Here is a 20939-nt window from a genome sequence, read left to right on the forward strand (position 1 = left end):
CGGCGAACTGGAAGCCGCGGTCCTCGACATGGACGGTGGCCTGGCCGTGCGGCTGGTACTGGCCGTTGACATAGGCGACTCGGCTCATGCCTCGACAGGCTCCTCGATTTCGTCCTCGCCGCCCCGCGACGGCGACACGCCCAGCGACTTCAGTTTCCGGTGCAGGGCCGAGCGCTCCATGCCGATGAAGGCCGCGGTGCGAGAGATATTACCGCCGAAGCGCATGATCTGGGCCGCCAGATACTCCCGCTCGAACACCTCGCGCGCCTCGCGCAGCGGCAGGGCGATGGTGCGTTCGGCGCCCAGGCTGGACGAGCCTCCGTTCGACGTCGCCACCTCCTGCGGCAGCATGTCGGCGGTGATCGGTTCGTTCGGATCACCGGTCGCCAGGATCAGCAGCCGTTCGATGTTGTTGCGCAACTGGCGAATATTGCCCGGCCACGGATGGACCTGCAGCACGGCGACGGCGTCATCGCCGATGATGCGACGCGGCAGGCCCTGCGAGGCGCTGATGGTCTCGACGAAATACTCGACCAGTTCGGTGATGTCCTCGCGCCGTTCCGACAGGGCCGGCACCCGGATCGGCACCACGTTCAGACGGTGGAACAGGTCTTCGCGGAACCGACCCTCAGCGATCTCGATCTTCAGGTCGCGCGAGGTCGAGGTCACGACCCGCACATCGACCTGCACATCCTGTTCGCCGCTGACGCGACGGAACCGCTGATCGACGAGGACGCGCAGGATGCGGCTCTGGCTCTCGCGCGGCATGTCGCTGATCTCGTCCAGATACAGGGTGCCGTTGTGGGCGCGCTCGAACACGCCGATTTTGCGCGGACGGCCGTCCTGGCCTTCCTCTCCGAATAGTTCGACGTCCAGCCGCTCCGGCGTCATCCCGGCCGCCGAAATCGCCACAAACTCGGCCCGGGCGCGCGGACTGGCCTCGTGGATCTGACGCGCGACCAGTTCCTTGCCGGACCCCGCCGGCCCGGCGATCAGGACCCGGCTGTTGGCCTGGGCCACCTTGGCGATGGTGCCGCGCAGCGCCTGGGCCGCCTGGGACCGACCGATCAGGCCCGACGGCGTCATCGTCTGCGCCCGCAGCCTGCGGTTCTCGCGCTTCAGCGTCGCCGCCTCGATGGCCCGCTCGACCACCACCACCAGCCGGTCCGACTTGAACGGCTTTTCGATGAAGTCATAGGCGCCGCGCTTCAGCGCCGTCACCGCCGTCTCGATATTGCCGTGGCCCGAGATCATCACCACCGGCAGATCGGGGTCGATCTCCTTGACCACCTCCAGCAGCTCCAGCCCGTCCAGACCGCCGCCCTGCATCCAGATGTCGAGGATCGCCAGCGACGGCTTTCGCGCGCGGATGGCGGCCAGGGCTTCGTCCGAGTTGGCGGCCACGCGCACGGCGTGCCCCTCGTCCTCGAGCAGGCCCGAAACCAGATCGCGGATGTCCGCCTCGTCGTCGACGACCAGAATGTCTGAACCGGTAGGTCGCATCTTGCCTCGCTTATTCGGCGACGACGGTCTGGAGCTTGCGCTCCGTCACGTCGCCGGTCTTGCCGTGGGGTTTCAAGGGAAAAATCAGGCACACCCGCGCGCCGCGCAGGGTCTCGGCGTCGGCCAGCTTCAGCTCGCCGCCGTGGTCCTCGCAAATGCGTTTGACGATGGCCAGGCCCAGGCCCGTGCCCTTCTCGCGCGTGGTGACATAGGGTTCGGTCAGACGATCGCGGTCCTTGGCCGGCAGGCCGACCCCGTCGTCCTCGACCACGAAGGTCGCCGTGCCGTTTTCAACGACCAGCGAGGCGATGATGCCCTCGGCCTCTGACGCCGCGTCTTCCCCGGCGGCCAGACGGCGAGCGGCGACGGACTCGCCGGCGTTCTTCAGAATATTGATCAGGGCCTGGCCCACCATGCGGGCGTCGCAACGCAGCGTGGCCTTGGGCAGGGGCTCGTCCATATCCACGACGATGTCGGCGGCGGCGACCCGCTGGGCGAACACGGCCTCGCGCAGCATTTCCGCCGGATTGGCCGAACCGAAACGCGGCGCCGGCATGCGAGCAAAGGACGAGAACTCGTCCACCATCCGGCCGATGTCGCCGACCTGACGGATGATGGTGTCGGTGCAGCGGTCGAAGATTTCGACCTCGTCCACCTTGTCGCGATATTTCCGTTTCAGCCGCTCAGCCGACAGCTGGATCGGCGTCAGGGGGTTCTTGATCTCATGGGCGATACGCCGGGCGACGTCACGCCAGGCGGCGTTGCGTTGAGCAGTGACCAGCCGGGTGATGTCGTCGAAGGTCAGGACCATCTCGCCGCCCTGCCCGCCCTCGATCCGGACCCGCAGTCTCTGCGTCTCGCCGCCGCGGCTGACGTCGATGTCTTCTTCGATATGGGCCTCGACCCGACCGACCAGGTCGCTCAACTCGGGCGAAAGCGCCGCCAGTTCGTGGCCCAGGACCTCGTCTTCTTCGATATGCAGCAGTTGCAGGGCGCTGTCGTTGATCGCCGACACCCGCCCACGCCGATCCAGGCCGATAACGCCTGCGCTGACGCCTGACAGCACGGTCTCGATGAAGCGGCTGCGGTTCTGGGCCTCGTCGCTGGCCGCCTTCAACGCGGTCTGTTGCGCCTGAAGATCGCCGGTCATGCGATTGAAGGCGTCGGACAACAGGGCGATTTCGGCCGGGGCGCCCTCGCTGTCCACCCGGGCGCTGAAATCGCCGCCCGCCACCTGGTCCGCCGCCTGCACCAGACGCCCGATGGGGGCCGATATGCTGCTGGCCGCCGACATGCCCAGCCAGACGGCGCCGACCAGAACCAGCAGCGCCGTCTCCAGATAGCTGAGGATGAAGGCGGACTGGATCCGCGACCGGCTTTCCTTCGCCTCGTTATAGGCTTCGATAGACTGGAGTGAGGCGTTCATCCGCGCGACCAGCCCGTCCTGCAGGGGCCGAACCAGATAGAGATAGGCGTCGCCATAGGCCGGAAGGGCGATGATGGATCGAACCGTGTCGGGGTTCTGCGTCACGTCGGTCGGCGGTTTTCCACCTTGGGCCGCGTCCTCCAGATAGGTCCGGGGGGGCGCCAAATAGGGCGGCGCGTCAGGCCGCTCCGCACGCGCCAGCACCTGTCCGTCGCCGTTCAATATGTAGATGGCCGGATAGCCGAAAATTTCCCCGACCTGAGCCAGGGCGTCGTTAAATTGAATGCGGTCGTCGAACAGGCCTCGCGCGCTGTTGAGCTGATCAGAGATCGTAACCAGATCCGCGTCCACTGTCGTGGCGACGTCGCGGATATAGGCGCGCCCGACCACGGCGCCGTTCTCGACCGAAGCCTGAACATTCTGGCTGAACCACTGATCGACGCCCCGCGTCACCAGAAGGCCGAACACCAGGGCGATCAACACCGCCGGAATGACGGCCACCATGGAGAACAGGGCGACGAACCTCAGGTGCAGCCGCGACCCGGCGTCGCCTGTGCTGCGCGCCAGGGTCAGGACCCGCCGTCCAACGATAAAGGCCAGACCTGATATCAGGGCCAGGTTGGCCAGCAGGACGAACAGCACCACCTGGCTGGTCGATCCGCGCGCCGCGCCCGAGGTCGCGCCCGGCGCCGCCGCCACAAGCCAGACCGCCGCCGCTGTGATCACGACCGCGATGAAATAGGCGAATCCGAACCCCGCCCGCGCCCGCTCTGCGTCCAACCGCCCCCAGAACGACTCATCGACCGACACAGGGTCGGTTGGAGCGGCCGCAGGTGAAGGCGTATCCGTCATGCCACAGCAGTGTTCACTAACTGTGGCTTATCTTCAACAGCCGACTTGTTCATATTCGGCAAAATCTCGCGCCAAAGCTCCGTCATGGCCGCCTCGACGACCAGCGGCTCGTCCAGTCGGCAAATTCTTGCCTTGGCCTCGCGGCGGTGTTGCGGATCGGCCGGCCAAGGCGCCTGTTCGATGTACCAGCCGAGGTGTTTGCGGAACATACGCAGACCCAAGGGAAGTCCATAGAATTCCACCGACGCCCGCAAATGCTCTACGACTATGGCCAATCGCGCTTCAGGCCCAGGTTCTTCCAGCGAGACCCCGTCGCTCAGCGCCCGTTCCAGGTGCGCGGCCAGCCAGGGTCGTCCATAAACCCCACGACCCAGCATCAGACCATCCGCCCCGGATCGCTCCAGAGCCTGGCGTGCGTCATCGGCGGTCAGAATGTCGCCGTTGACGATCACCGGAATGCCGACCGCCGCCTTGACCTCGCCAACCGCGTCCCAATCGGCCACGCCGGTATAGAACTGTTTGCGGGTGCGGCCGTGAACCGTCACAGCCTTGACCCCGATCTCTTCGGCCCGCTTGGCCAGTTCGGCGGCGTTACGACTGTCGTCGTCCCAGCCCAGCCGCATCTTGACCGTCACCGGACGGCTGGTCGCCTGCACCGCCGCCTCCATGATCCGGCAGGCCAGGTCCGGGGTCCGCATCAGAGCCGACCCGGCGGCGGAGCCTGTGACCTCCTTGGCCGGACAGCCGAAGTTCAGATCGACGATGTCCGCGCCCGCCTTTTCCGCCATGCGTGCGCCCTCGGCCATCTGGCTCGGATCGCGCCCGACCAACTGGATCACCGTCAGCGGCAGGCCGGCGCCGACCGCCGCGCGTCGCACCACGTCGGGCCGTTCGCGCGCCAGCTCCTTAGCCGCCACCATCTCGGTCGCCACATAGGCCGCGCCCAGCCGCGAGGCGAGCACCCGGAACGGCAGGTCGGTTACGCCCGTCATGGGCGCCATCAGCACCTGACCAGGCACGGTCACGTCGCCGATCTGTAGAGTCTTGGCCATTCGCGCCTTTCGCAGCATCCAACACCCTCTCGTCAAGCCTGACGGCGGCGGATTGATGTTTCGTCGCGAGACGGCGCACTTTAGAAGGCCGGCATGAGTTTCTCGGGCATCATCGTCGCGGCCGGATCCGGTTCGCGCGCCGGCGGCGACAAACAGTGGCGCGCACTCGGCGGCAAGCCCGTGCTGCGCTGGTCCGCCGAGGCTTTGCTGAACGCCGGCGCAGACGAGCTGGTGGTCGTGGTCGCTCCGGGCGCCGAAGACCGCGCGGCCATGACCCTGGCCGGCCTGTCGAACTGGCGCACGGTAACCGGCGGCGACATCAGGGCCGCATCGGTCCGCGCCGGCCTTGCGGCCCTGACCTGCGGCCCCGACCAGCCGGTGTTGATCCATGACGCCGCCCGGCCCCTGCTGGACCGCGCTGTCATCGAGCGGTTGATCGCGGCCTTGGCCCATGCCGACGGCGCCCTGCCCGCCCTGCCCGTGGCCGACAGCCTGCGGCGCGGCGAGAACGGACTGATGGCCGGCGGGGTCGAACGCGACGGCCTGTGGCGCGCCCAGACGCCCCAGGCCTTTCGGCGCAATACGATAGAAGCCGCCTACGCCGCATGGCCCCAAACAGAGACCCCCACCGATGAGGCTGTGGTCGTCCAACGCGACGGCGGCCGCGTCGCCCTGGTCGAGGGCGATCCCCGTCTGATGAAATTGACCTATCCCGAGGATTTCGCCATGGCCGAGGCCCTATTGTCGCAACAGACCCGCTACCAGACCCGGATCGGCTCCGGTTATGACGTTCACCGCTGGGGTCCAGGCGGTTCGGTCTGGCTGTGCGGGATCGAGGTGCCGCATGACCAGACCTTGATCGGCCATTCCGACGCGGACGCCGGCCTGCACGCCCTGACCGACGCCCTTCTGGGCGCCATCGCCGAGGGCGACATCGGCGATCACTTCCCGCCGAGCGATCCGAAGTGGAAGGGCGCGTCGTCCGACCTTTTCCTGCTTCACGCCGCCCAGTTGGTGGCCGCGCGCGGCGGCCGGATCGTCAATGTTGACGTCACCCTGATCTGCGAACAGCCCAAGGTGAAGCCGCACCGACAGGCCATGCGCGAACGCATCGCCGGCCTGCTGGCGCTTCCGCTGGACGCCGTCAGCGTCAAGGCCACCACGACCGAGGGGCTGGGCTTCACCGGGCGAGGCGAAGGCCTGGCGGCCCAGGCGGTGGCGACGGTCGAGACGCCCGTCTCCGCCTGACCTACCGGGCCGCGTACTGCATCTGGCGGACCAGAGCCCCGAACAGGTTGACATAGTCGTCGGTCCACGGCCGCACACCAGTCGCCTCAAGGGTGCGCCAGCGCGAATCCTCACGATAGGGCGCTAGGGCCGCATCGCTCTTGCCGATGATCAGCGCCTCGGTCGAGGATTCCGACATGGAGGCCGCGTCGCGCCGCTCGATATAGACCTGATGCAGGGCCGGCGCCTTCAGGGCCGCCGCCGCCGCCTCGGCCGGCAGGGTGATCTCCAGATTCCGGTTCGACAGGTGCAACACCACCACCCCCTCGGGCTTCAGCAGTCGCAGATAGCCGGCGATCGCCTCGACCGTCAGCAGATGGGTCGGCACCGCATCCGACGAAAAGGCGTCGATGATCAGCAGGTCATAACTGGCCGGCGCCTCCCGCTCCATCGTCAGCCGCGCATCGCCCAGAACCGTCCGAATCGGCCCTTCGGCGCAACCATTGATGAAACTGAACCAGCGGGGGTCGCGCGACAGGCGGTCCACCATCGGATCGATCTCGAAGAAGCTCATCCGGTCCTGGGCCCGCTTATAGGCGGCCATGGCCCCGGATCCCTGCCCCACCACGCCGATGACCGCCCCATCCGGCCGCCCGGCCTGGGTCATCAGGGCCGCCTGCCCCAGGGGGGTTGAGGTGGCGTAATAGAGGGTCGGCATGCAGCGATACCGCGACGACTGGGCCTGGGCGCCGTGCAGGGTCGTGCCGTGCATCAGCACATGGACCGGCCCGTCCAGATCTTCGATCGGCGTGCTGGCCACCCGCATCACCCCGAAGAAGCTGCGCTCGGTCAGCACCCAGTCATAGCCGCGCGCGACATGATATCCGGACCAGACCATGGCCCCGATGACCACGGTGAACATCACCGCCCGATCCCTCAAAAGAAAGGCGAACAGGGCCGCCACGCCCAGCACCGCCTGAGCGATCCGCACTAGGTCCCGGTCTGGCACGGCGGCGCGGATGTCAGGCGCATAGCGGACCAGGGCCAGGCCCAGCGGCCCCGCCACGGCGATCACGACGCCGACGACGCAACAGATGATCTCCCACGACCGCATCTCGCGCCGCGCCCAAGGGCGCAACAGGCCCACCGCGACCAGAACCAACGGGTATTCCCACACCATGTCGAACAAGACGGGCGCGATCAGGGCGTTGAACACCCCGCCCAGCACGCCCCCCAGCGACAGCAGCAGATAGAATTCCGTCAGACGGCCCGGCGCCGGACGACGCTCGGCCATCAACTGGTGGCACATCAGGGCCGTAAAGAAGAAGCTCGTCAGATTGACGCCGAAGATGAACAACCACTCCGTCGTCCGGAACGCCGCCAGGGCCGCACAGGCCGCCAGAGCGGCGGCCTGGATCGCCAGGGTCAGATGCAGCGGAATGACCGGTCGCGCCTGGAAGGCGATGACGAAGGTCAGCAGATAGAGCGCCAGCGGAATGACCCACAGGAAGGGGGCCGAGGCCACGTCGGTCGACAGGTGCGCTGTCACCCCCAGCATCAGGCTGGACGGCGCCGCCGCCAGCAGGATGAGCAGCCCCTTCTCACGCCACGCGATGCGAGGCCCCGCCTCCAGAGGTGCCGGCTCAGCCGCTACCGCCTCGCGCCGCCGCCAAGCGACCAGGGCCAGCCCCACGACCATCAGCACGAACAGGCCATAGCCGAGACTCCACCCCCACCGCTGCGCCGACAGGCTGACCAGCGGCTCGATCAGGACCGGATAGGCCAGCAGGGCCAGAAAACTGCCCAGGTTCGAGGCGGCGTAAAGCACGTAGGGATCGCTGCGCCCTGCGCGCCCAGCGCTGGCCCGCGCATACCAGGCCTGCAACAACGGCGCGGTCGCCGACAGCACGGCGAACGGCGCCCCGAGGGACAGCGCCAGGGTCGCCAGCATCCACAAGGTCGGCGCCGAAGGATCAGGATCGCCCAGAAGGCCGCTGATCCGCAGAGGCAGGAACAGGGCCGCGATCAGCAGCAGGCCCAGATGGACCGCCACCTGCCGCCGCATCGATCCGATCCGTTGCAGCAGATGGGCGTAGCCATAGCCGGCCAGCAGCGCCGTCTGAAAGAACACCATCGCCGCATTCCACACCGACGGCGATCCGCCCAGGGTCGGCAGGATCAGCTTGGTCGCCATCGGCTGCACCACGAAGACCAGACAGGCCGAGGTGAAGACGGCGACGGCGAACAGGATCGCGGTCGCGCGCGCGGGCCGGTCGAGGGGAAGAACGGGGGCCGCGGCGACATCGGTCATGGCTCTGGTTAGAGCGGGACTCGCGGCCTATGAAAAGGTCATGTTCCCCGAAGACATTCAGCGCCTGGCGCAACAGATCGTCGCAACCGCCTCCACGCGGGGGCTGATGCTGGCCACGGCCGAAAGCTGCACCGGCGGCCTGGTCGCCGCCGCCCTGACGGCCGTTCCCGGCTCGTCCGCCGCCCTGGACCGGGGCTTCGTCACCTACAGCAACGACGCCAAACAGCAGATGCTGGACGTGCCCGAGGCCATGCTGATCGCCCATGGCGCCGTATCCGAAGCGACCGCGCGGGCCATGGCCCAGGGCGCCGTCGCCCGTTCGCGCGCCGCCGTCAGCGTCGCCGTCACCGGCGTCGCCGGTCCGGGCGGCGGGTCGGACGACAAGCCGGTCGGCCTCGTCCATTTCGCCGCCCAGGGACCGGGTGGCCTGATCCATCGGCAAGAACGATTCGGCGACATCGGCCGCGATGCGGTCCGCCTGGCCAGCGTCCGAATCGCCCTGACCCTGCTGGCCGACCGTCTGGCGTCGTGACCGAATCCCAAGAGGATGAGGCCTTCGTCGTCGATGCGCGCGGCCACCGCTGCCCGACGCCCAGCCTCCGATTGATGAAGGCGATGGACGGGGCCGCGCCGGGGCGTCGCTTCATCCTGCTCGCCACCGATCCCATGGCGCGGATCGACGTGCCGTTTCTGTTGACCCAGAAGAACGGCCGGCTGATCGCCTTGGACGAGGCTGACGGCGTGATTCGCCTGACGGTCGAGGCGGGCTAGGAGCGCGTCCGGCGGCTGGCTCGCCGCTCAGACAGATCGACCACATCGGCTGGAACCGTCAGGGTTTCAGCCTTGGCCGCTTCATCGGCCTTGGCCGCAATCTCCATCTCGGTGGCGAAGGCGCCGCCGTAGAAGATGGCGTTGACGTTCCACGACAGCCAGATCAGCAACACCACCACCGCGCCCACCGATCCATAGGTCGCCCCCAGGGGCGCAATCTGCTCCACATAGATGGCGCAAAGCCAGGACGAGATCACCGACATCAGGGTCGCCACCAAACCGCCGGTGATCGCCGGCAGCCAGGCGACGGGCGTCCGGTGGCTCATGGCGTAACGATACAGCAGGGTCAGGCCGACCGCGAGACCCAGCGCCGGCAGGACGGCGTCCAACGGCAGCAAGCCCCCGGCGAACTGGTCCGTCATCGGCGACGCCGTGTGGGCCAGAATTCGGGCCGTCACCACAGCGCCTGACACGACCGTGAAGAGCGCGAAGGCGAAGACGGCGACGAAAAAGGCCAGGAGGTTGAACTTGAAGAAGCCGTGCGGCTCGGTTTCGTCATGTATAAGATTAAGACCTGCCAGCAAGGCCTTGAAACCACGGTGCGCAGCATAGGCGCCGACGACCAGCGCAAAAGCGCTCTGGGTCGAAACCGTCCGTGCGGAGGCATTGCTCAACCGGGCGATCTCATCGCGGAAAATCGTCTGGGCCGCCCGGGGCAGCAGGTCCGAAAGGGCGGCGGCCTGGGCGCTGACCTCGTTGATCGACAGACCCAGCTTGTAGAAGCCGATCAATATGGCGATGGCGGGGAACACCGCCAGAAGGGCGAAGAACGAGACGCCCCCCGTGTAGAGCATGACGTCGCGCCCCCAACTGCGGGCGAAGGCGCGCACTGAAAGACCACCCCAGAATCCGGGCGCCTTCAATACCGATCGGGTCAGGTGATCACTCAAGCCGGTTCCCACAACCGTTGAACAGGCGGCGAAACCTAGACCATTCCACCGGCAAGGAAAACACCATCCACGTGAGACGGTCTTTCCCCCAGTCGGCGCACGCCAAGACATTGCTTCGTTAAGGGACGCGTCGCTATGGTCCCGCGGCCTTCAAGGGGCTATGGGCGCGGCGACGTCCGGGGGAGACGACCAACTTGGCTTTCGATGCGCGTGTATTGATCCTGGCGGCCCAGGACGGCCGGATAGGGCCGCTCGTGGCTGGACTGGACGCTCTCGGCTGGACCACCGTCACCGCCCGCGACCTGACTTCGGCCGAGGCTGTCTTGCAGGATTTCCCGCTGGACGCCGCCGTGGTCGATTTCGATTCGTTCAACGACGACGTCGTGGCCCGCCTGCGGGCCGCAGCCGAGCCGCGCAGTCTGCCGATCATGGTTGTCGGCGCGCCGCGCGGTTCCGCCATGGACGCGGACCTGGCCGTGATGCTGCCGCCCCACCCCGCCCAGGCGGCGCTGAGGCTGGAGCAGATGACGCGCGCCGCCATCGCCGAAGAAGAATTTCACCTGCGCCGCGCCACCTTCGCCGCGCGCGGCATTGATCTGGAGGCCGGCAGCGACGAACGCACCCCGCTGCGCGTATTGGCCGCCGGGGTGGCTGAGCGCCGGTTTCTCGCCCTGTCCAACGCCCTGACGTCGGCCGGGGTCGAGGTCGTCGCCGCGCCGACGCCCTACACCGCCTTCGACTATCTGCACGAAAGCCCGTTCGACGCCGCCGTCCTGTGGGGCGCCAAGGACCACGCCCCGGCCCTGTCGATCGCCTCGGGCATGAAGCGCAATACGCGTCTCTACCACATCCCGCTGATGCTCTATCTCAGGGACGGGGCTGAAATCGGCCTGGACGAACTGTTCAATCGGGGCTTCGCCGACGTCGTCACCGCCGATACGCCGGAAGACGAGACGGCCGAGCGGCTTTTGGCCCTGGCTGGGTCGCACCGACGGCACCTGACTATTCGCAAGGCTCTGGATTCCGTCCGGGCTCTGGCAGAAATGGACGCCTCGACCGGCCTGTTCACACCTGAACTGTTCGCCGCCCATCTGGCGCGCGTCGCCGACGCCTCGCGCGCCCGCCGCCGGCCCCTGTCGGTCTGCGTGCTGCGAGTGAGGGAGAACGAGGCCGTGACCTGGGCGCGCCAAGGCGGCTGGCTGGACCGGGCTATGCCCCAGATCGGCGCCATGGTCTCGCGCCTGGTCCGTGTCGAGGACACGCCCGCCCGCCTGGCCAAGGAAGTCTTCGCCCTGGCCCTGCCTGCGACCCGGGGCGAGGCCGCCCGCCTGGCCGCCGAACGGATCGCCGCCGTCATCGGCTGCACCGCCTTCGACGCAGGCCCTGACCGCTCGCCCTTCGTCGCCGAATTCGACGTCGGCGCCGCCGAGATGCAGCCCGACGAAAGCGCCGCCGCCCTCCTGGAACGCGCCTCCGCCGACCTGTTCGACAAGACGCGCTGAGGGTTTACGCCCCCGCCACCCGCGCCAGGTCGGCGGTGATCCGTTCCGCCACCTTCAGCCGCTCTTCCGCCGTCGGCCAGTCGCCCGTCACCACGATCTTCTGATCCGGCCGGATCTTCCAGAAGGCCTGGTTCTTCTGGATCAGACCAACCAATCCAATGGGATTGGGGAAGCTGTTGTCGCGCAGGGTCAGCACCGCGCCGCGCGGACCGATGTCGATCTTCTCGATACAGGCCCGGCGGCAGTTCGACTTGATGCCGACGATCTTCAGCAGTTGCTGCGCCTCGTCCGGCAGGGGGCCGAACCGGTCGATCAGTTCGGCGGCCAGGGCTTCGCGATCCTCGGCCTGCTCGGCGTCGGACAGGCGGCGGTACAGGCTGAGACGGACATTCAGGTCCGGGACGTATTCCTCTGGAATCAGGACGGAAGCCCCGACGTTGATCGATGGCGACCAGCCACGATCCACATTGGCCCCCTCGCCCTTCTCGCGCAACTCGGCGACCGCGTCTTCCAGCATCTGCTGATACAGTTCGACGCCCACCTCGCGGATATGGCCCGACTGTTCGTCGCCCAAAAGGTTGCCGCCGCCGCGCTGGTCCAGGTCGTGGCTGGCCAGTTGGAAGCCGGCGCCCAGATTGTCCAGCGACTGCAGCACCTGCAGACGCCGCTCGGCCGACAGGGTCATCGGCTTGACCGCATCCGTGGTCAGATAGGCGAAGGCCCGCGCCTTGGACCGGCCGACCCGGCCCCGGATCTGATACAGCTGCGCCAAGCCGAACATGTCGGCGCGGTGCACCACCAGCGTATTGGCCGTCGGGATATCCAGCCCGCTCTCGACGATGGTGGTCGAGACCAGCACGTCATATTCGCCGTCGTAGAAGGCGCTCATCACCTCCTCCAGCTGGGTCGCCGACATCTGGCCGTGGCCGACGACGAACTTCACCTCGGGCACCTGCTCGCGCAGGAATTTCTCGATGGCCGGCAGGTCCTTCAGGCGCGGCGCGACATAATAAGCCTGGCCGCCACGATATTTCTCGCGCAGCAGGGCCTCGCGCACCAGCACCGGATCCCACGGCGTCACATAGGTCCGCACCGCCAGGCGATCGACCGGCGGGGTGGCGATGATCGACATCTCGCGAATGCCCGACAGCGCCATCTGCAGGGTGCGCGGGATCGGCGTGGCGGTCAGGGTCAGCAGGTGAACATCGGCGCGCAGCGACTTCAGCTTCTCCTTGTGCTTGACGCCGAAATGCTGCTCCTCGTCGACGATGACCAGGCCCAGGTCGCGGAAACCGACCTGTTCGGACAGCACCGCATGGGTGCCGACGACGATCTCGACCGAGCCGTCCTTCAGGCCGGCCCGCGTTTCCGCCGCCTCCTTGCCCCCGACCATCCGCGACAGTTGCCGCACCTTGACCGGCCAGCCGGCGAACCGCTCGGTGAAGGTCTTGTAGTGTTGCCGCGCCAGCAGGGTGGTGGGGGCCACAATGGCCACCTGCTGCCCCGTCATGGCCACGACGAAGGCCGCCCGCAGCGCCACCTCGGTCTTGCCGAAGCCGACGTCGCCGCAGATCAGGCGATCCATCGGCGTGCCCTTGCCCAGATCTTCCAGCACATCGCCGATGGCGTTCAGCTGATCGTCCGTCTCCTCATAGGGGAAGCGGGCGCAGAACTCGGCGAACAGGCCCGGCGGCGGCACCACCGCGTCCGTCTCGCGCAGCGCCCGCTTGGCGGCGAGCGCGATCAACCCCTCGGCCATGGCGCGCAGGCGCTCCTTGGCCTTTGACTTGCGTGCCTGCCAGCCGGCGCCGCCCAGCCGGTCCAGCTGCGCGCCTTCTGAATCCGAGCCGTATCGGGTCAGAAGATCAATATTTTCAACCGGCAGGTAGAGTTTGCTCTCACCAGCGTACAACAGCTCCAGGCAGTCGTGCGGCGCCTGCTGGATGTCCAGCGTCTTCAGCCCCTCATACCGCCCGATGCCGTGATCCAGGTGGACCACCAGGTCGCCGGTCGTCAGGGCTGAAGCCTCGGCCAGGAAGTTCGACGCCCGCCGCTTCTTGCGCGGCCGCGCCAGCCGATCACCCAGAATGTCGGTCTCGGAGATGACCACGACCTCGTCCGTCGCAAACCCATGTTCGACCGGCAGGACGCCGCGCAGATACAGATCCTTCGGCGCGGTCTGGACATCGGCCCAGTCGCGCACGGCGACGATATGATCCAGGCCGTGGTCGGCCAGCATGGTCGCCAGACGTTCCGACGAGCCCTCGGTCCACGAGGCGAACAGCACCCGCTTGCCGTCGGCCTTCAGCGCCGCAGCATGGGCCGCCACCGCCTCGAACAGATTGACGCTGTCCTGCGCCCGCTCGGCCGCGAAGGTCCGGCCCAGCCGGCCGCCCGCATCCTCGCCCCCGCCCGAGAACGGCGTAAACCGCCGCACGGCGCGACCCGCCAGCGCCTGGTTCCAGTCGCCGGCGTCCAGATACAGCGATCGGGGCGGCAGCGCGCGATTGGCCGCCGCGTGGCCCTTGGTCTTGGCGGCTTCGGCCCGGCCCTCATAGGCGTCGGCGATCAGGTCCCACCGCTCGGCCCGCGCGCTCTCGGCCTGATTGTCGAGGAAGATCAGCGCCTGATCCGGCAGATAGTCGAACAGCGAATCCAGCGTCTCGTAGAACAGCGGCAGCCACTGCTCCATGCCCTGGCGCCGCGCGCCCTCGCTGATGGTCGCATACAGCGGGTCGTCGCCGGGCGCGCCGAACAGGTTCAGATAGCCGGTGCGGAACCGCGAGATGGCCGCCGCGTCCAGCAACGCCTCCGACACGGGCGCCAGCGACACCGCCGTCATCTGCCCCGTCGACCGCTGGGTCTCAGGGTCGAAGGTGCGGATCGATTCCAGCTCGGACCCGAACATGTCCAGCCGCACCGGCTCCTCGAAGCCCGGCGGATAGACGTCCACCACCCCGCCCCGCACGGCGAACTCGCCCCGCTCCGACACGGTCGAGGCCCGGACATAGCCGTTGGCCGCGAAATAACGCTCCAGCGCCTGGATATCGAGATCGCGGCCGACCTTGGTCTCGAACCCGGCCTGGGTCGTCACCGACCGGGGCGGGGTGCGTTGCATGGCCGCCGACACCGTGGTGACCACCAGGACCGGGGCGTCCTCGGGCTTGCGCAGGGCCAGACGCGTCAGGGTCGCCATCCGCTGGGCCGCGATGCCCGCCGTGGGGCTCAGCCGGTCATAGGGCAGGCAGTCCCAGGCCGGATATTCCAGGATCTCGATCTCTTGAGAAAAGAATCGGAACGCCTGAACGAAACCGCCCGACCGCTGATAGTCGCGCGCCACGAAGACGCCGACGCCGCCATCCTTCGCGATCCGCTCGGCGACAACCAGGGCGTCCAGCCCCTCCGGCGCCCCGCCCAGATCGGCGTCGGTGCGGTGCTGCACAGTGACCTGTTGATCCATCAACCGATGCCCCTGCCGACCTCGGCCGCCACATGCTCGCGCATGAAGGCGCGAACCTTGGCCATCACGGGCGTCTCGAACTCGGGCGGCGTCGGGTCACGTTCGATGATCCAGCCGTAGAGCCACTGGTCCTCCTCATCGATCAGCAGTTCGAGCTGATCCAGTTCGGCGTCGGTCAGGGTCGGCGCCACCTGGTCCGAAAACGGACCCAGCACCATGTCGGCCTCGCGGAAACCGCGCCGCCAGGACCGGAACTGGATACGGCCCAGCCGCTGCTTGCGCTCCAGGGCCGTTTGGTCGCCACTGTCGTCTTTGGGATGCGCGTCGATGTCGGTCACAAGGATCCTTGCCCGTTGAATATGCCAGATGCGCTCAAGCAGAGAGCCGCCGCGCGGCGAGCGATCGCGCACCCGGAATGGAAGAAGCGCAGATAGCCTTCCTGAACGGACTTCGCCACCCGTCATGGTCACGCTATGTTCCCGGCGATGCGTCCGCAGATTCTCTTTCCCCTGTTCGCCGAGGTCTCCAGCCTGAAGGGCGTGGGCCCCCGCGTCCTGCCCCTGGTGCAGAAGGTGGCGGGGCCGCTGGTGCGCGACCTGGTCTTCCTCAGCCCCTCCGGCGTCATCGTCCGCCGGCCGATGGAGGCGGCGACCGCCGTGGACGGCGAGGTCGGGATCTTCGAGATCGTCATCGACCGCCTGTTCGTCCCCAGCCGCCCCGGCGCCCCGCTGAAGGTCCGCGCCAGCGACGCGACCGGCTTCGTTCACCTGGTCTGGTTCGGCGGCTCGCCCCAGCATATCGACCGGTTGCTGCCGCGCGGCGAGACCCGGCTGGTCTCGGGCAAGGTCGAACGCTTCAACGGCGAGGTCCAGATCGTCCACCCGGACATCGTCACCCTGGACAAGGCCGCCGACATCCCGGCCTCCGAACCCGTCTATCCGGCGACGCAAGGCCTGACCTCGCGCCAGCTGCGCAAACTGGTCCAGGCCGCCCTGCCCGCCGCCCCCGACCTGCCGGAATGGCAGGACCCCGCCTGGCTGAAGAAGCAGAACTGGCTGGGCTGGCGCGCCGCCCTCGACGCCCTGCACGCCCCGGCGGGCGAGCTGGACCTGACGCCCGACGCCCCGGCGCGCCAGCGCCTGGCCTATGACGAATTCCTGGCGCACCAGCTGGCCCTAGCCCGCCGTCGCCGCGCCCGCGAAATCAAACCCTCGCCCGTCATCGCGCCTGGAGCAGCTTCGGATCACCTGCTCCAGGCCCTGCCCTTCACCCTGACCAACGCCCAGGCCCAGGCCGTCGCCGAAATCCGTCGCGACCTGATTTCGGGCAAACAGATGGGCCGGTTGCTTCAGGGCGATGTGGGTTCGGGCAAGACCGCCGTCGCCGCCCTGGCCCTGGCCGACGCAGCCTCCAGCGGCTTCCAGTCCGCCCTGATGGCCCCGACCGAAATCCTGGCCCGCCAGCATTACGAAAAGCTCGGCCCCCTGCTGGAGGCGGCCGGCGTCGCCTCCGTCCTCCTGACCGGCCGCGACACCAACGGCCAGAGGCGCGAGAAGCTGGCCGCCCTGGCGTCCGGTCACGCCCAGGTCGCCATCGGCACCCACGCCCTGTTCCAGGACGCCGTCCGCTTCGACCGCCTGGCCCTGGCCGTCATCGACGAACAACACCGGTTCGGCGTCAGCGAGCGCCAGCGGCTCCAGGCCAAGGGCGATCCGCGCATCGGCGCCGTCCACCTTCTGACCATGTCGGCCACCCCCATCCCCCGCACCCTGGAACTGACCCAGTACGGCGAGCTGGAGGTCAGCCGCCTGATGGAGAAGCCGCCGGGCCGCACCCCGGTCACCACCGCCGTGGTCCCCCTGGCCCGCATCGGCGAGGTCGCCGCCCGGTTGAAGACGGCGCTCGACGCCGGCGCCCAGGCCTATTGGATTTGCCCCCTGGTCGCCGAATCCGAAGCCATCGACCTCGCCGCCGCCGTCGACCGCGCCGACGACCTGCGCCGCCTGCTGGGGGTCGAGGTCGGCCTGGCCCACGGCCAGATGCCGGGCGCCGAGCGCGAGGCCGTCATGGCCGACTTCGCCGACGGCCGCATTCCCCTGCTGGTCGCCACCACCGTGGTCGAGGTCGGGGTCGACGTGCCCAACGCCTCCATCATGGTCATCGAACACGCCGACCGCTTCGGCCTGGCCCAACTGCACCAGCTGCGCGGCCGCGTCGGCCGGGGTTCGAAGGCCAGTTCCTGCATCCTGCTGTACGGCGGCCAGGACGGGGCGCTGGGTGAAACCGCGAAAGAACGCCTCGAAACCCTGCGCCGCACCGAGGACGGCTTCGTCATCGCCGAGGAGGACTTCCGCCTGCGCGGCGGCGGCGACCCCCTGGGCCTGAAACAGAGCGGCTTCCCCGCCTACCGCTTCGCCGACCCGATCCGCCACCGCGCCCTGATGCTGGCCGCCGCCGACGACGCTCGCCTGATCCTGAACCGCGACCCGGACCTGACGTCAGAGCGCGGTCAGGCGGTGCAGGTGTTGGAGGAGCTGTTCGACTGGAAGGGCCACAAGTCGGGAGCGGATTGAAAGAACGGCCTCGCTCACGTCCAGGCCCTAAGCTCGTCTTCCTTCATCCTGGGCCTTGTGCCTAGGATCAAAACACACGAGCGGCTAGAACGGCCCGGATGTTGCGCCTGTCAGAACTTAAGCTGCCTCTCGACCACCCGCCGGAGGCCTTGCCCGCCGCGATCGCCGCCCGCCTGGGCGTGCCGCCGCACGATCTTACGTCTTGGTCGATATGGAAGCGGGCGCACGATGCCCGCAGGAAATCCGCGATTCTGAAAGTCTACATCCTCGACGTCGAGGTGAGGGATGAAGCGGCGGTGCTGGCCCGCCTTGCGGACGACGTGCACGTGGCGCCGACGCCAGACGTCGCCTATCGCCCAGTCGCTGTTGCGCCCAAGACCGAGCGCCTTCGGCCGGTCGTGATCGGGGCCGGGCCGTGCGGCTTGTTCGCCGGGCTGATCCTGGCCGAGATGGGCTTCAAGCCGATCATCCTCGACCGCGGAAAGGTGGTGCGGGAACGCACGAAGGACACCTGGGATCTGTGGCGGAAAGGCAAGTTGGACCCGGAATCCAACGTGCAGTTCGGCGAGGGCGGCGCCGGCACCTTCTCCGACGGCAAGCTCTACAGCCAGATCAAGGATCCGCGTTTCCTGGCCCGCAAGGTGTTGACCGAATTCGTCGCGGCCGGGGCGCCGGAGGAAATCCTCACCGAGGCCCACCCGCACATCGGCACCTTCCGCCTGGTGACCATGGTCGAGGCCATGCGCGAGAAGATCGAGGCGCTCGGCGGCGAGTACCGCTTCGAGCACCGGGTCACTGACATCGATCTCGACAAGGGCGCCCTCCGGGGCGTGCGGCTGCACACCGGCGAGACGCTGGAGGCCGATCACGTGGTCTTCGCCATCGGCCATTCGTCACGCGACACCTTCCAGACTCTCTACGAGCGTGGCGTCCATATCGAGGCCAAGCCGTTCTCGATCGGCTTCCGCATCGAGCATCCGCAGTCGTGGATCGACAAGGCCATGTTCGGCCCCTGTGCCGGCCACCCCGATCTGGGTGCGGCGGCCTATACGCTCTCGCACCACTGCTCGAACGGCCGCACCGTCTACAGCTTCTGCATGTGCCCGGGCGGCACCGTGGTCGCGGCCACCAGCGAGCCAGGCCGCGTCGTGACCAACGGCATGAGCCAATATTCGCGCAACGAGCGGAACGCCAACTCCGGCTTCGTGGTCGGCATCTCGCCGGAGGATTACGGGAGCGACCACCCGCTGGCGGGCATCGAACTGCAACGGGATCTGGAGACCCGCGCCTATGCGGCCGGCGGCGGGGACTATTTCGCGCCCGGCCAACTGGTCGGCGACTTCTTGGCGGGCCGCCCCTCGACCGCGCTGGGCGAGGTCGTCCCCAGCTATAAGCCGGGTGTGCGCCCGACCGACCTGGCGCCGCTGATGCCCGACTATGTGATCGCCGCCATGCGCGAGGCCCTGCCCGTCTTCGGCCGCAAGATCGCCCGCTACGACGACGCCCAGGCGGTTCTGACGGGCGTCGAGACCCGGAGCTCGTCCCCGATCCGAATGACCCGCGGCGCCGACTTTCAGAGCCTGAACGTGCGCGGCCTGTTCCCTGCCGGCGAAGGCGCCGGCTATGCGGGCGGCATCCTGTCGGCCGCCGTTGACGGCATTAAGATCGCCGAAGCCGTCGCCCGATCGATGGTCGCGAAGGTGGCGGCGTAGAAAAAGCTAGCGCATAGCCCACGCTGTCCGCCTGCGCTTTCCGCCCCCCATCAACGCCACAGCAGGCGCTCCCTTGCACGTTTGGCGCTTTGGCACATTTGTCGCCCTGTTTTCAAGACAAGCCTGCCAGATCTCAGCCGATCATCCGGCTCCAACCGTCGAACCCGACCTCGACATTGGCCGGAATAATCGCTGATAGTTCCTTGTAATCCATGTCGATATGCAGGTTCGTCAGCACGGCCCGCTCGACGTCCGCGGCCGCAATCCACTCCAGCGTTCGATCCAGATGGGCATGGGTCGGATGGGGGGTGTAGCGCAGGGCGTCGACGATCCAGATCTTGCATCCGGCCACCGCACGGATCGCCGCCTCGTCCAGGTCCGACACGTCGCTGGAATAGGCCATGTCGCCCAGCCGATAGCCGACCGACCGGATCGGCCCGTGCCCCTGATCAAAGGTCACAACCGGGATCGCGCCTCCCGGTCCCTCCACCGACCAGTCCGTCCCGTGCGGCGGAATGACCTGGGCGTCCAGCAGCGGCGGATAGCCGAACTGGCTCTCGAAAATATAGTTGAACCGGTGCGACAGGGACGCCAGCGTCGCCTCATCCATCCAGGCCGGGATCCGCTTCCTGGCCCGGGTGGCGAAGGTCCGCAGATCGTCGATCCCGTGAGCCTGGTCGGCGTGGTCGTGCGTATAGAGGACGGAGTCGATATGCCGGGTCTCGCTGGCCAGCATCTGTTCGCGCAGGTCCGGCGAGGTGTCGATCAGCACATTGGTCACACCGTCGGCTCCGGTCTTGCGCGCCAACATGGAACAGCGCATCCGCCGGTTCCTCGGCTCGGCCGGGTCGCACACGCCCCAGTCCCCGTCGCCGCGCGGCACCCCGCCCGACGATCCGCTGCCCAGGATGACGACTTCGAAACTCATAGAGGCCCCAGTCCTTTGGGTGGTATCCGGTCAAAGAGGCCGAAGAAGGCCTCGGTGGTTCTCTGGTCCGCCTCCTCGGCGCTCCAGCCCCGGATCTCGGCCAGCTTGTCCAGCACATGGCTGATATAGGCCGGCTCGTTGCGCCGCCCCCGATGCGGGATGGGCGCCAGATAGGGGCAGTCGGTCTCGACGATTATACGCTCGGCCGGCATGTCCCGGATCACCGCCCGCACATCCTCGGCCGCCTTGAAGGTGGCGATCCCCGAAACCGAGAACCAGGCCCCCAGTTCCGCTGCGATTCCCGCCAGTTCCGCCCCGCTGGTGTAGCAGTGCATCAGCATCTTGAACGGCCCGGCGGCGTGCTCCTCCTTCAGGATCGCCCCCATGACCTCATCCGCCTCGCGGGTATGGATCACCAGCGGCAGACCCGTCTCCCGCGCCGCCGCCACATGCTGGCGGAACACCGCCGCCTGGATCTCGCGCGGGCTGAAGTCATAGTGGAAGTCCAGGCCGCACTCGCCGATCCCCACCACCTTGGGCCGCTGCGCCAGTTCGACCAGGGTCGCCGCCGTCAGATCCGCCGCATCCTTGGCCTCGTGCGGATGGACCCCGACCGTGCACCAGATGTCGTCGTTGGCCATGGCGATCCCATGGGTCGCTTCAAAGGTGGTC

Annotated in this window: 15 protein-coding genes and 1 pseudogene; 6 read left to right on the forward strand and 10 right to left on the reverse strand. The window is 67.9% G+C overall.

What is annotated here, in order from left to right:
• The 4 genes and pseudogenes from Q7J26_RS01335 to dusB form a co-directional block, all read right to left on the reverse strand.
• Window positions 1–88, reverse strand: a pseudogene (locus Q7J26_RS01335) (D-amino acid aminotransferase); the annotation flags it as partial.
• The gene (locus Q7J26_RS01340; protein WP_304934717.1) at window positions 85–1503 is read right to left on the reverse strand and encodes a sigma-54 dependent transcriptional regulator; all 1419 of its coding nucleotides are present in this window, start codon (window positions 1501–1503) and stop codon (window positions 85–87) included. The pseudogene Q7J26_RS01335 and the gene Q7J26_RS01340, both read right to left, overlap by 4 nt.
• Window positions 1504–1513: 10 nt before the next feature.
• Window positions 1514–3781: a PAS domain-containing sensor histidine kinase gene (locus tag Q7J26_RS01345; RefSeq protein WP_304934718.1), complete on the reverse strand. Its 2268-nt coding sequence runs from the start codon at window positions 3779–3781 to the stop codon at window positions 1514–1516.
• The gene (gene dusB, locus Q7J26_RS01350) at window positions 3778–4833 is read right to left on the reverse strand and encodes a tRNA dihydrouridine synthase DusB (RefSeq protein ID WP_304934719.1); all 1056 of its coding nucleotides are present in this window, start codon (window positions 4831–4833) and stop codon (window positions 3778–3780) included. The genes Q7J26_RS01345 and dusB overlap by 4 nt, the downstream gene beginning before the upstream one ends.
• A 93-nt stretch (window positions 4834–4926) precedes the next feature.
• Between dusB and Q7J26_RS01355 the strand changes: the two genes are divergently transcribed.
• Entirely contained in the window at window positions 4927–6081 is a 1155-nt protein-coding gene (locus tag Q7J26_RS01355) for a bifunctional 2-C-methyl-D-erythritol 4-phosphate cytidylyltransferase/2-C-methyl-D-erythritol 2,4-cyclodiphosphate synthase (RefSeq protein WP_304934720.1), read from the forward strand.
• Between the two features lies 1 nt (window position 6082).
• Here the strand turns inward: Q7J26_RS01355 and Q7J26_RS01360 are convergent, their stop codons facing one another.
• Complete coding sequence (locus Q7J26_RS01360; protein WP_304934721.1) at window positions 6083–8371, reverse strand: fused MFS/spermidine synthase; 2289 nt, start codon at window positions 8369–8371, stop codon at window positions 6083–6085.
• Here Q7J26_RS01360 and Q7J26_RS01365 point away from each other — a divergent pair.
• Both Q7J26_RS01365 and Q7J26_RS01370 read left to right on the forward strand, forming a co-directional pair.
• Complete coding sequence (locus Q7J26_RS01365; RefSeq protein ID WP_304934722.1) at window positions 8370–8903, forward strand: CinA family protein; 534 nt, start codon at window positions 8370–8372, stop codon at window positions 8901–8903. The two genes, Q7J26_RS01360 and Q7J26_RS01365, sit on opposite strands and share 2 nt — an antisense overlap.
• Window positions 8900–9142, forward strand: coding sequence for a sulfurtransferase TusA family protein (locus Q7J26_RS01370; protein ID WP_304934723.1), 243 nt, complete (start codon window positions 8900–8902; stop codon window positions 9140–9142). The genes Q7J26_RS01365 and Q7J26_RS01370 overlap by 4 nt, the downstream gene beginning before the upstream one ends.
• Here the strand turns inward: Q7J26_RS01370 and Q7J26_RS01375 are convergent.
• On the reverse strand, window positions 9139–9996 hold the full coding sequence (locus Q7J26_RS01375; RefSeq protein ID WP_370651889.1) for a YihY/virulence factor BrkB family protein: 858 nt from the start codon (window positions 9994–9996) through the stop codon (window positions 9139–9141). The genes Q7J26_RS01370 and Q7J26_RS01375 overlap by 4 nt on opposite strands.
• A gap of 290 nt (window positions 9997–10286) precedes the next feature.
• Here Q7J26_RS01375 and Q7J26_RS01380 point away from each other — a divergent pair, with 290 nt between their 5' ends.
• On the forward strand, window positions 10287–11594 hold the full coding sequence (locus tag Q7J26_RS01380; protein ID WP_304934725.1) for a diguanylate cyclase domain-containing protein: 1308 nt from the start codon (window positions 10287–10289) through the stop codon (window positions 11592–11594).
• Window positions 11595–11598: 4 nt separating this feature from the next.
• Here the strand turns inward: Q7J26_RS01380 and mfd are convergent, their stop codons facing one another.
• Complete coding sequence (mfd, locus tag Q7J26_RS01385; protein WP_304934731.1) at window positions 11599–15054, reverse strand: transcription-repair coupling factor; 3456 nt, start codon at window positions 15052–15054, stop codon at window positions 11599–11601.
• Window positions 15054–15392, reverse strand: coding sequence for a succinate dehydrogenase assembly factor 2 (locus Q7J26_RS01390; RefSeq protein ID WP_304934726.1), 339 nt, complete (start codon window positions 15390–15392; stop codon window positions 15054–15056). Before Q7J26_RS01390 ends, mfd begins: the two co-directional genes overlap by 1 nt.
• Before the next feature lie 147 nt (window positions 15393–15539).
• Between Q7J26_RS01390 and recG the strand changes: the two genes are divergently transcribed.
• Together recG and Q7J26_RS01400 are read left to right on the forward strand one after the other, a co-directional pair.
• Complete coding sequence (gene recG, locus Q7J26_RS01395) at window positions 15540–17627, forward strand: ATP-dependent DNA helicase RecG (protein ID WP_304934727.1); 2088 nt, start codon at window positions 15540–15542, stop codon at window positions 17625–17627.
• Between the two features lie 98 nt (window positions 17628–17725).
• Window positions 17726–19339, forward strand: coding sequence for an NAD(P)/FAD-dependent oxidoreductase (locus Q7J26_RS01400; protein WP_304934728.1), 1614 nt, complete (start codon window positions 17726–17728; stop codon window positions 19337–19339).
• Window positions 19340–19472: 133 nt separating this feature from the next.
• Here the strand turns inward: Q7J26_RS01400 and Q7J26_RS01405 are convergent, their stop codons facing one another.
• Both Q7J26_RS01405 and Q7J26_RS01410 read right to left on the reverse strand, forming a co-directional pair.
• A complete protein-coding gene (locus Q7J26_RS01405) occupies window positions 19473–20267 on the reverse strand; it encodes an MBL fold metallo-hydrolase (RefSeq protein WP_304934729.1) in 795 nt (264 codons plus the stop codon).
• The coding region (locus Q7J26_RS01410; protein ID WP_304934730.1) for a TatD family hydrolase at window positions 20264–20939 on the reverse strand (676 nt) is incomplete at its 5' end. The genes Q7J26_RS01405 and Q7J26_RS01410, both read right to left, overlap by 4 nt.

The organism is Brevundimonas sp. (assembly GCF_030656255.1).
In the GTDB taxonomy this organism is placed as follows: domain Bacteria; phylum Pseudomonadota; class Alphaproteobacteria; order Caulobacterales; family Caulobacteraceae; genus Brevundimonas.

What these genes read in the sequence shown, in the direction of transcription:
- mfd (WP_304934731.1), bottom strand. Translation starts at nt 15,054, where the DNA reads ATGGATCAACAGGTCACTGTGCAGCACCGCACCGACGCCGATCTGGGC.
- Q7J26_RS01365 (WP_304934722.1), top strand. Translation starts at nt 8,370, where the DNA reads ATGGCTCTGGTTAGAGCGGGACTCGCGGCCTATGAAAAGGTCATGTTC.
- Q7J26_RS01400 (WP_304934728.1), top strand. Translation starts at nt 17,726, where the DNA reads ATGTTGCGCCTGTCAGAACTTAAGCTGCCTCTCGACCACCCGCCGGAG.
- Q7J26_RS01405 (WP_304934729.1), bottom strand. Translation starts at nt 20,267, where the DNA reads ATGAGTTTCGAAGTCGTCATCCTGGGCAGCGGATCGTCGGGCGGGGTG.
- Q7J26_RS01355 (WP_304934720.1), top strand. Translation starts at nt 4,927, where the DNA reads ATGAGTTTCTCGGGCATCATCGTCGCGGCCGGATCCGGTTCGCGCGCC.
- dusB (WP_304934719.1), bottom strand. Translation starts at nt 4,833, where the DNA reads ATGGCCAAGACTCTACAGATCGGCGACGTGACCGTGCCTGGTCAGGTG.
- Q7J26_RS01360 (WP_304934721.1), bottom strand. Translation starts at nt 8,371, where the DNA reads ATGACCGATGTCGCCGCGGCCCCCGTTCTTCCCCTCGACCGGCCCGCG.
- recG (WP_304934727.1), top strand. Translation starts at nt 15,540, where the DNA reads ATGCGTCCGCAGATTCTCTTTCCCCTGTTCGCCGAGGTCTCCAGCCTG.
- Q7J26_RS01375 (WP_370651889.1), bottom strand. Translation starts at nt 9,996, where the DNA reads ATGCTCTACACGGGGGGCGTCTCGTTCTTCGCCCTTCTGGCGGTGTTC.
- Q7J26_RS01340 (WP_304934717.1), bottom strand. Translation starts at nt 1,503, where the DNA reads ATGCGACCTACCGGTTCAGACATTCTGGTCGTCGACGACGAGGCGGAC.
- Q7J26_RS01345 (WP_304934718.1), bottom strand. Translation starts at nt 3,781, where the DNA reads ATGACGGATACGCCTTCACCTGCGGCCGCTCCAACCGACCCTGTGTCG.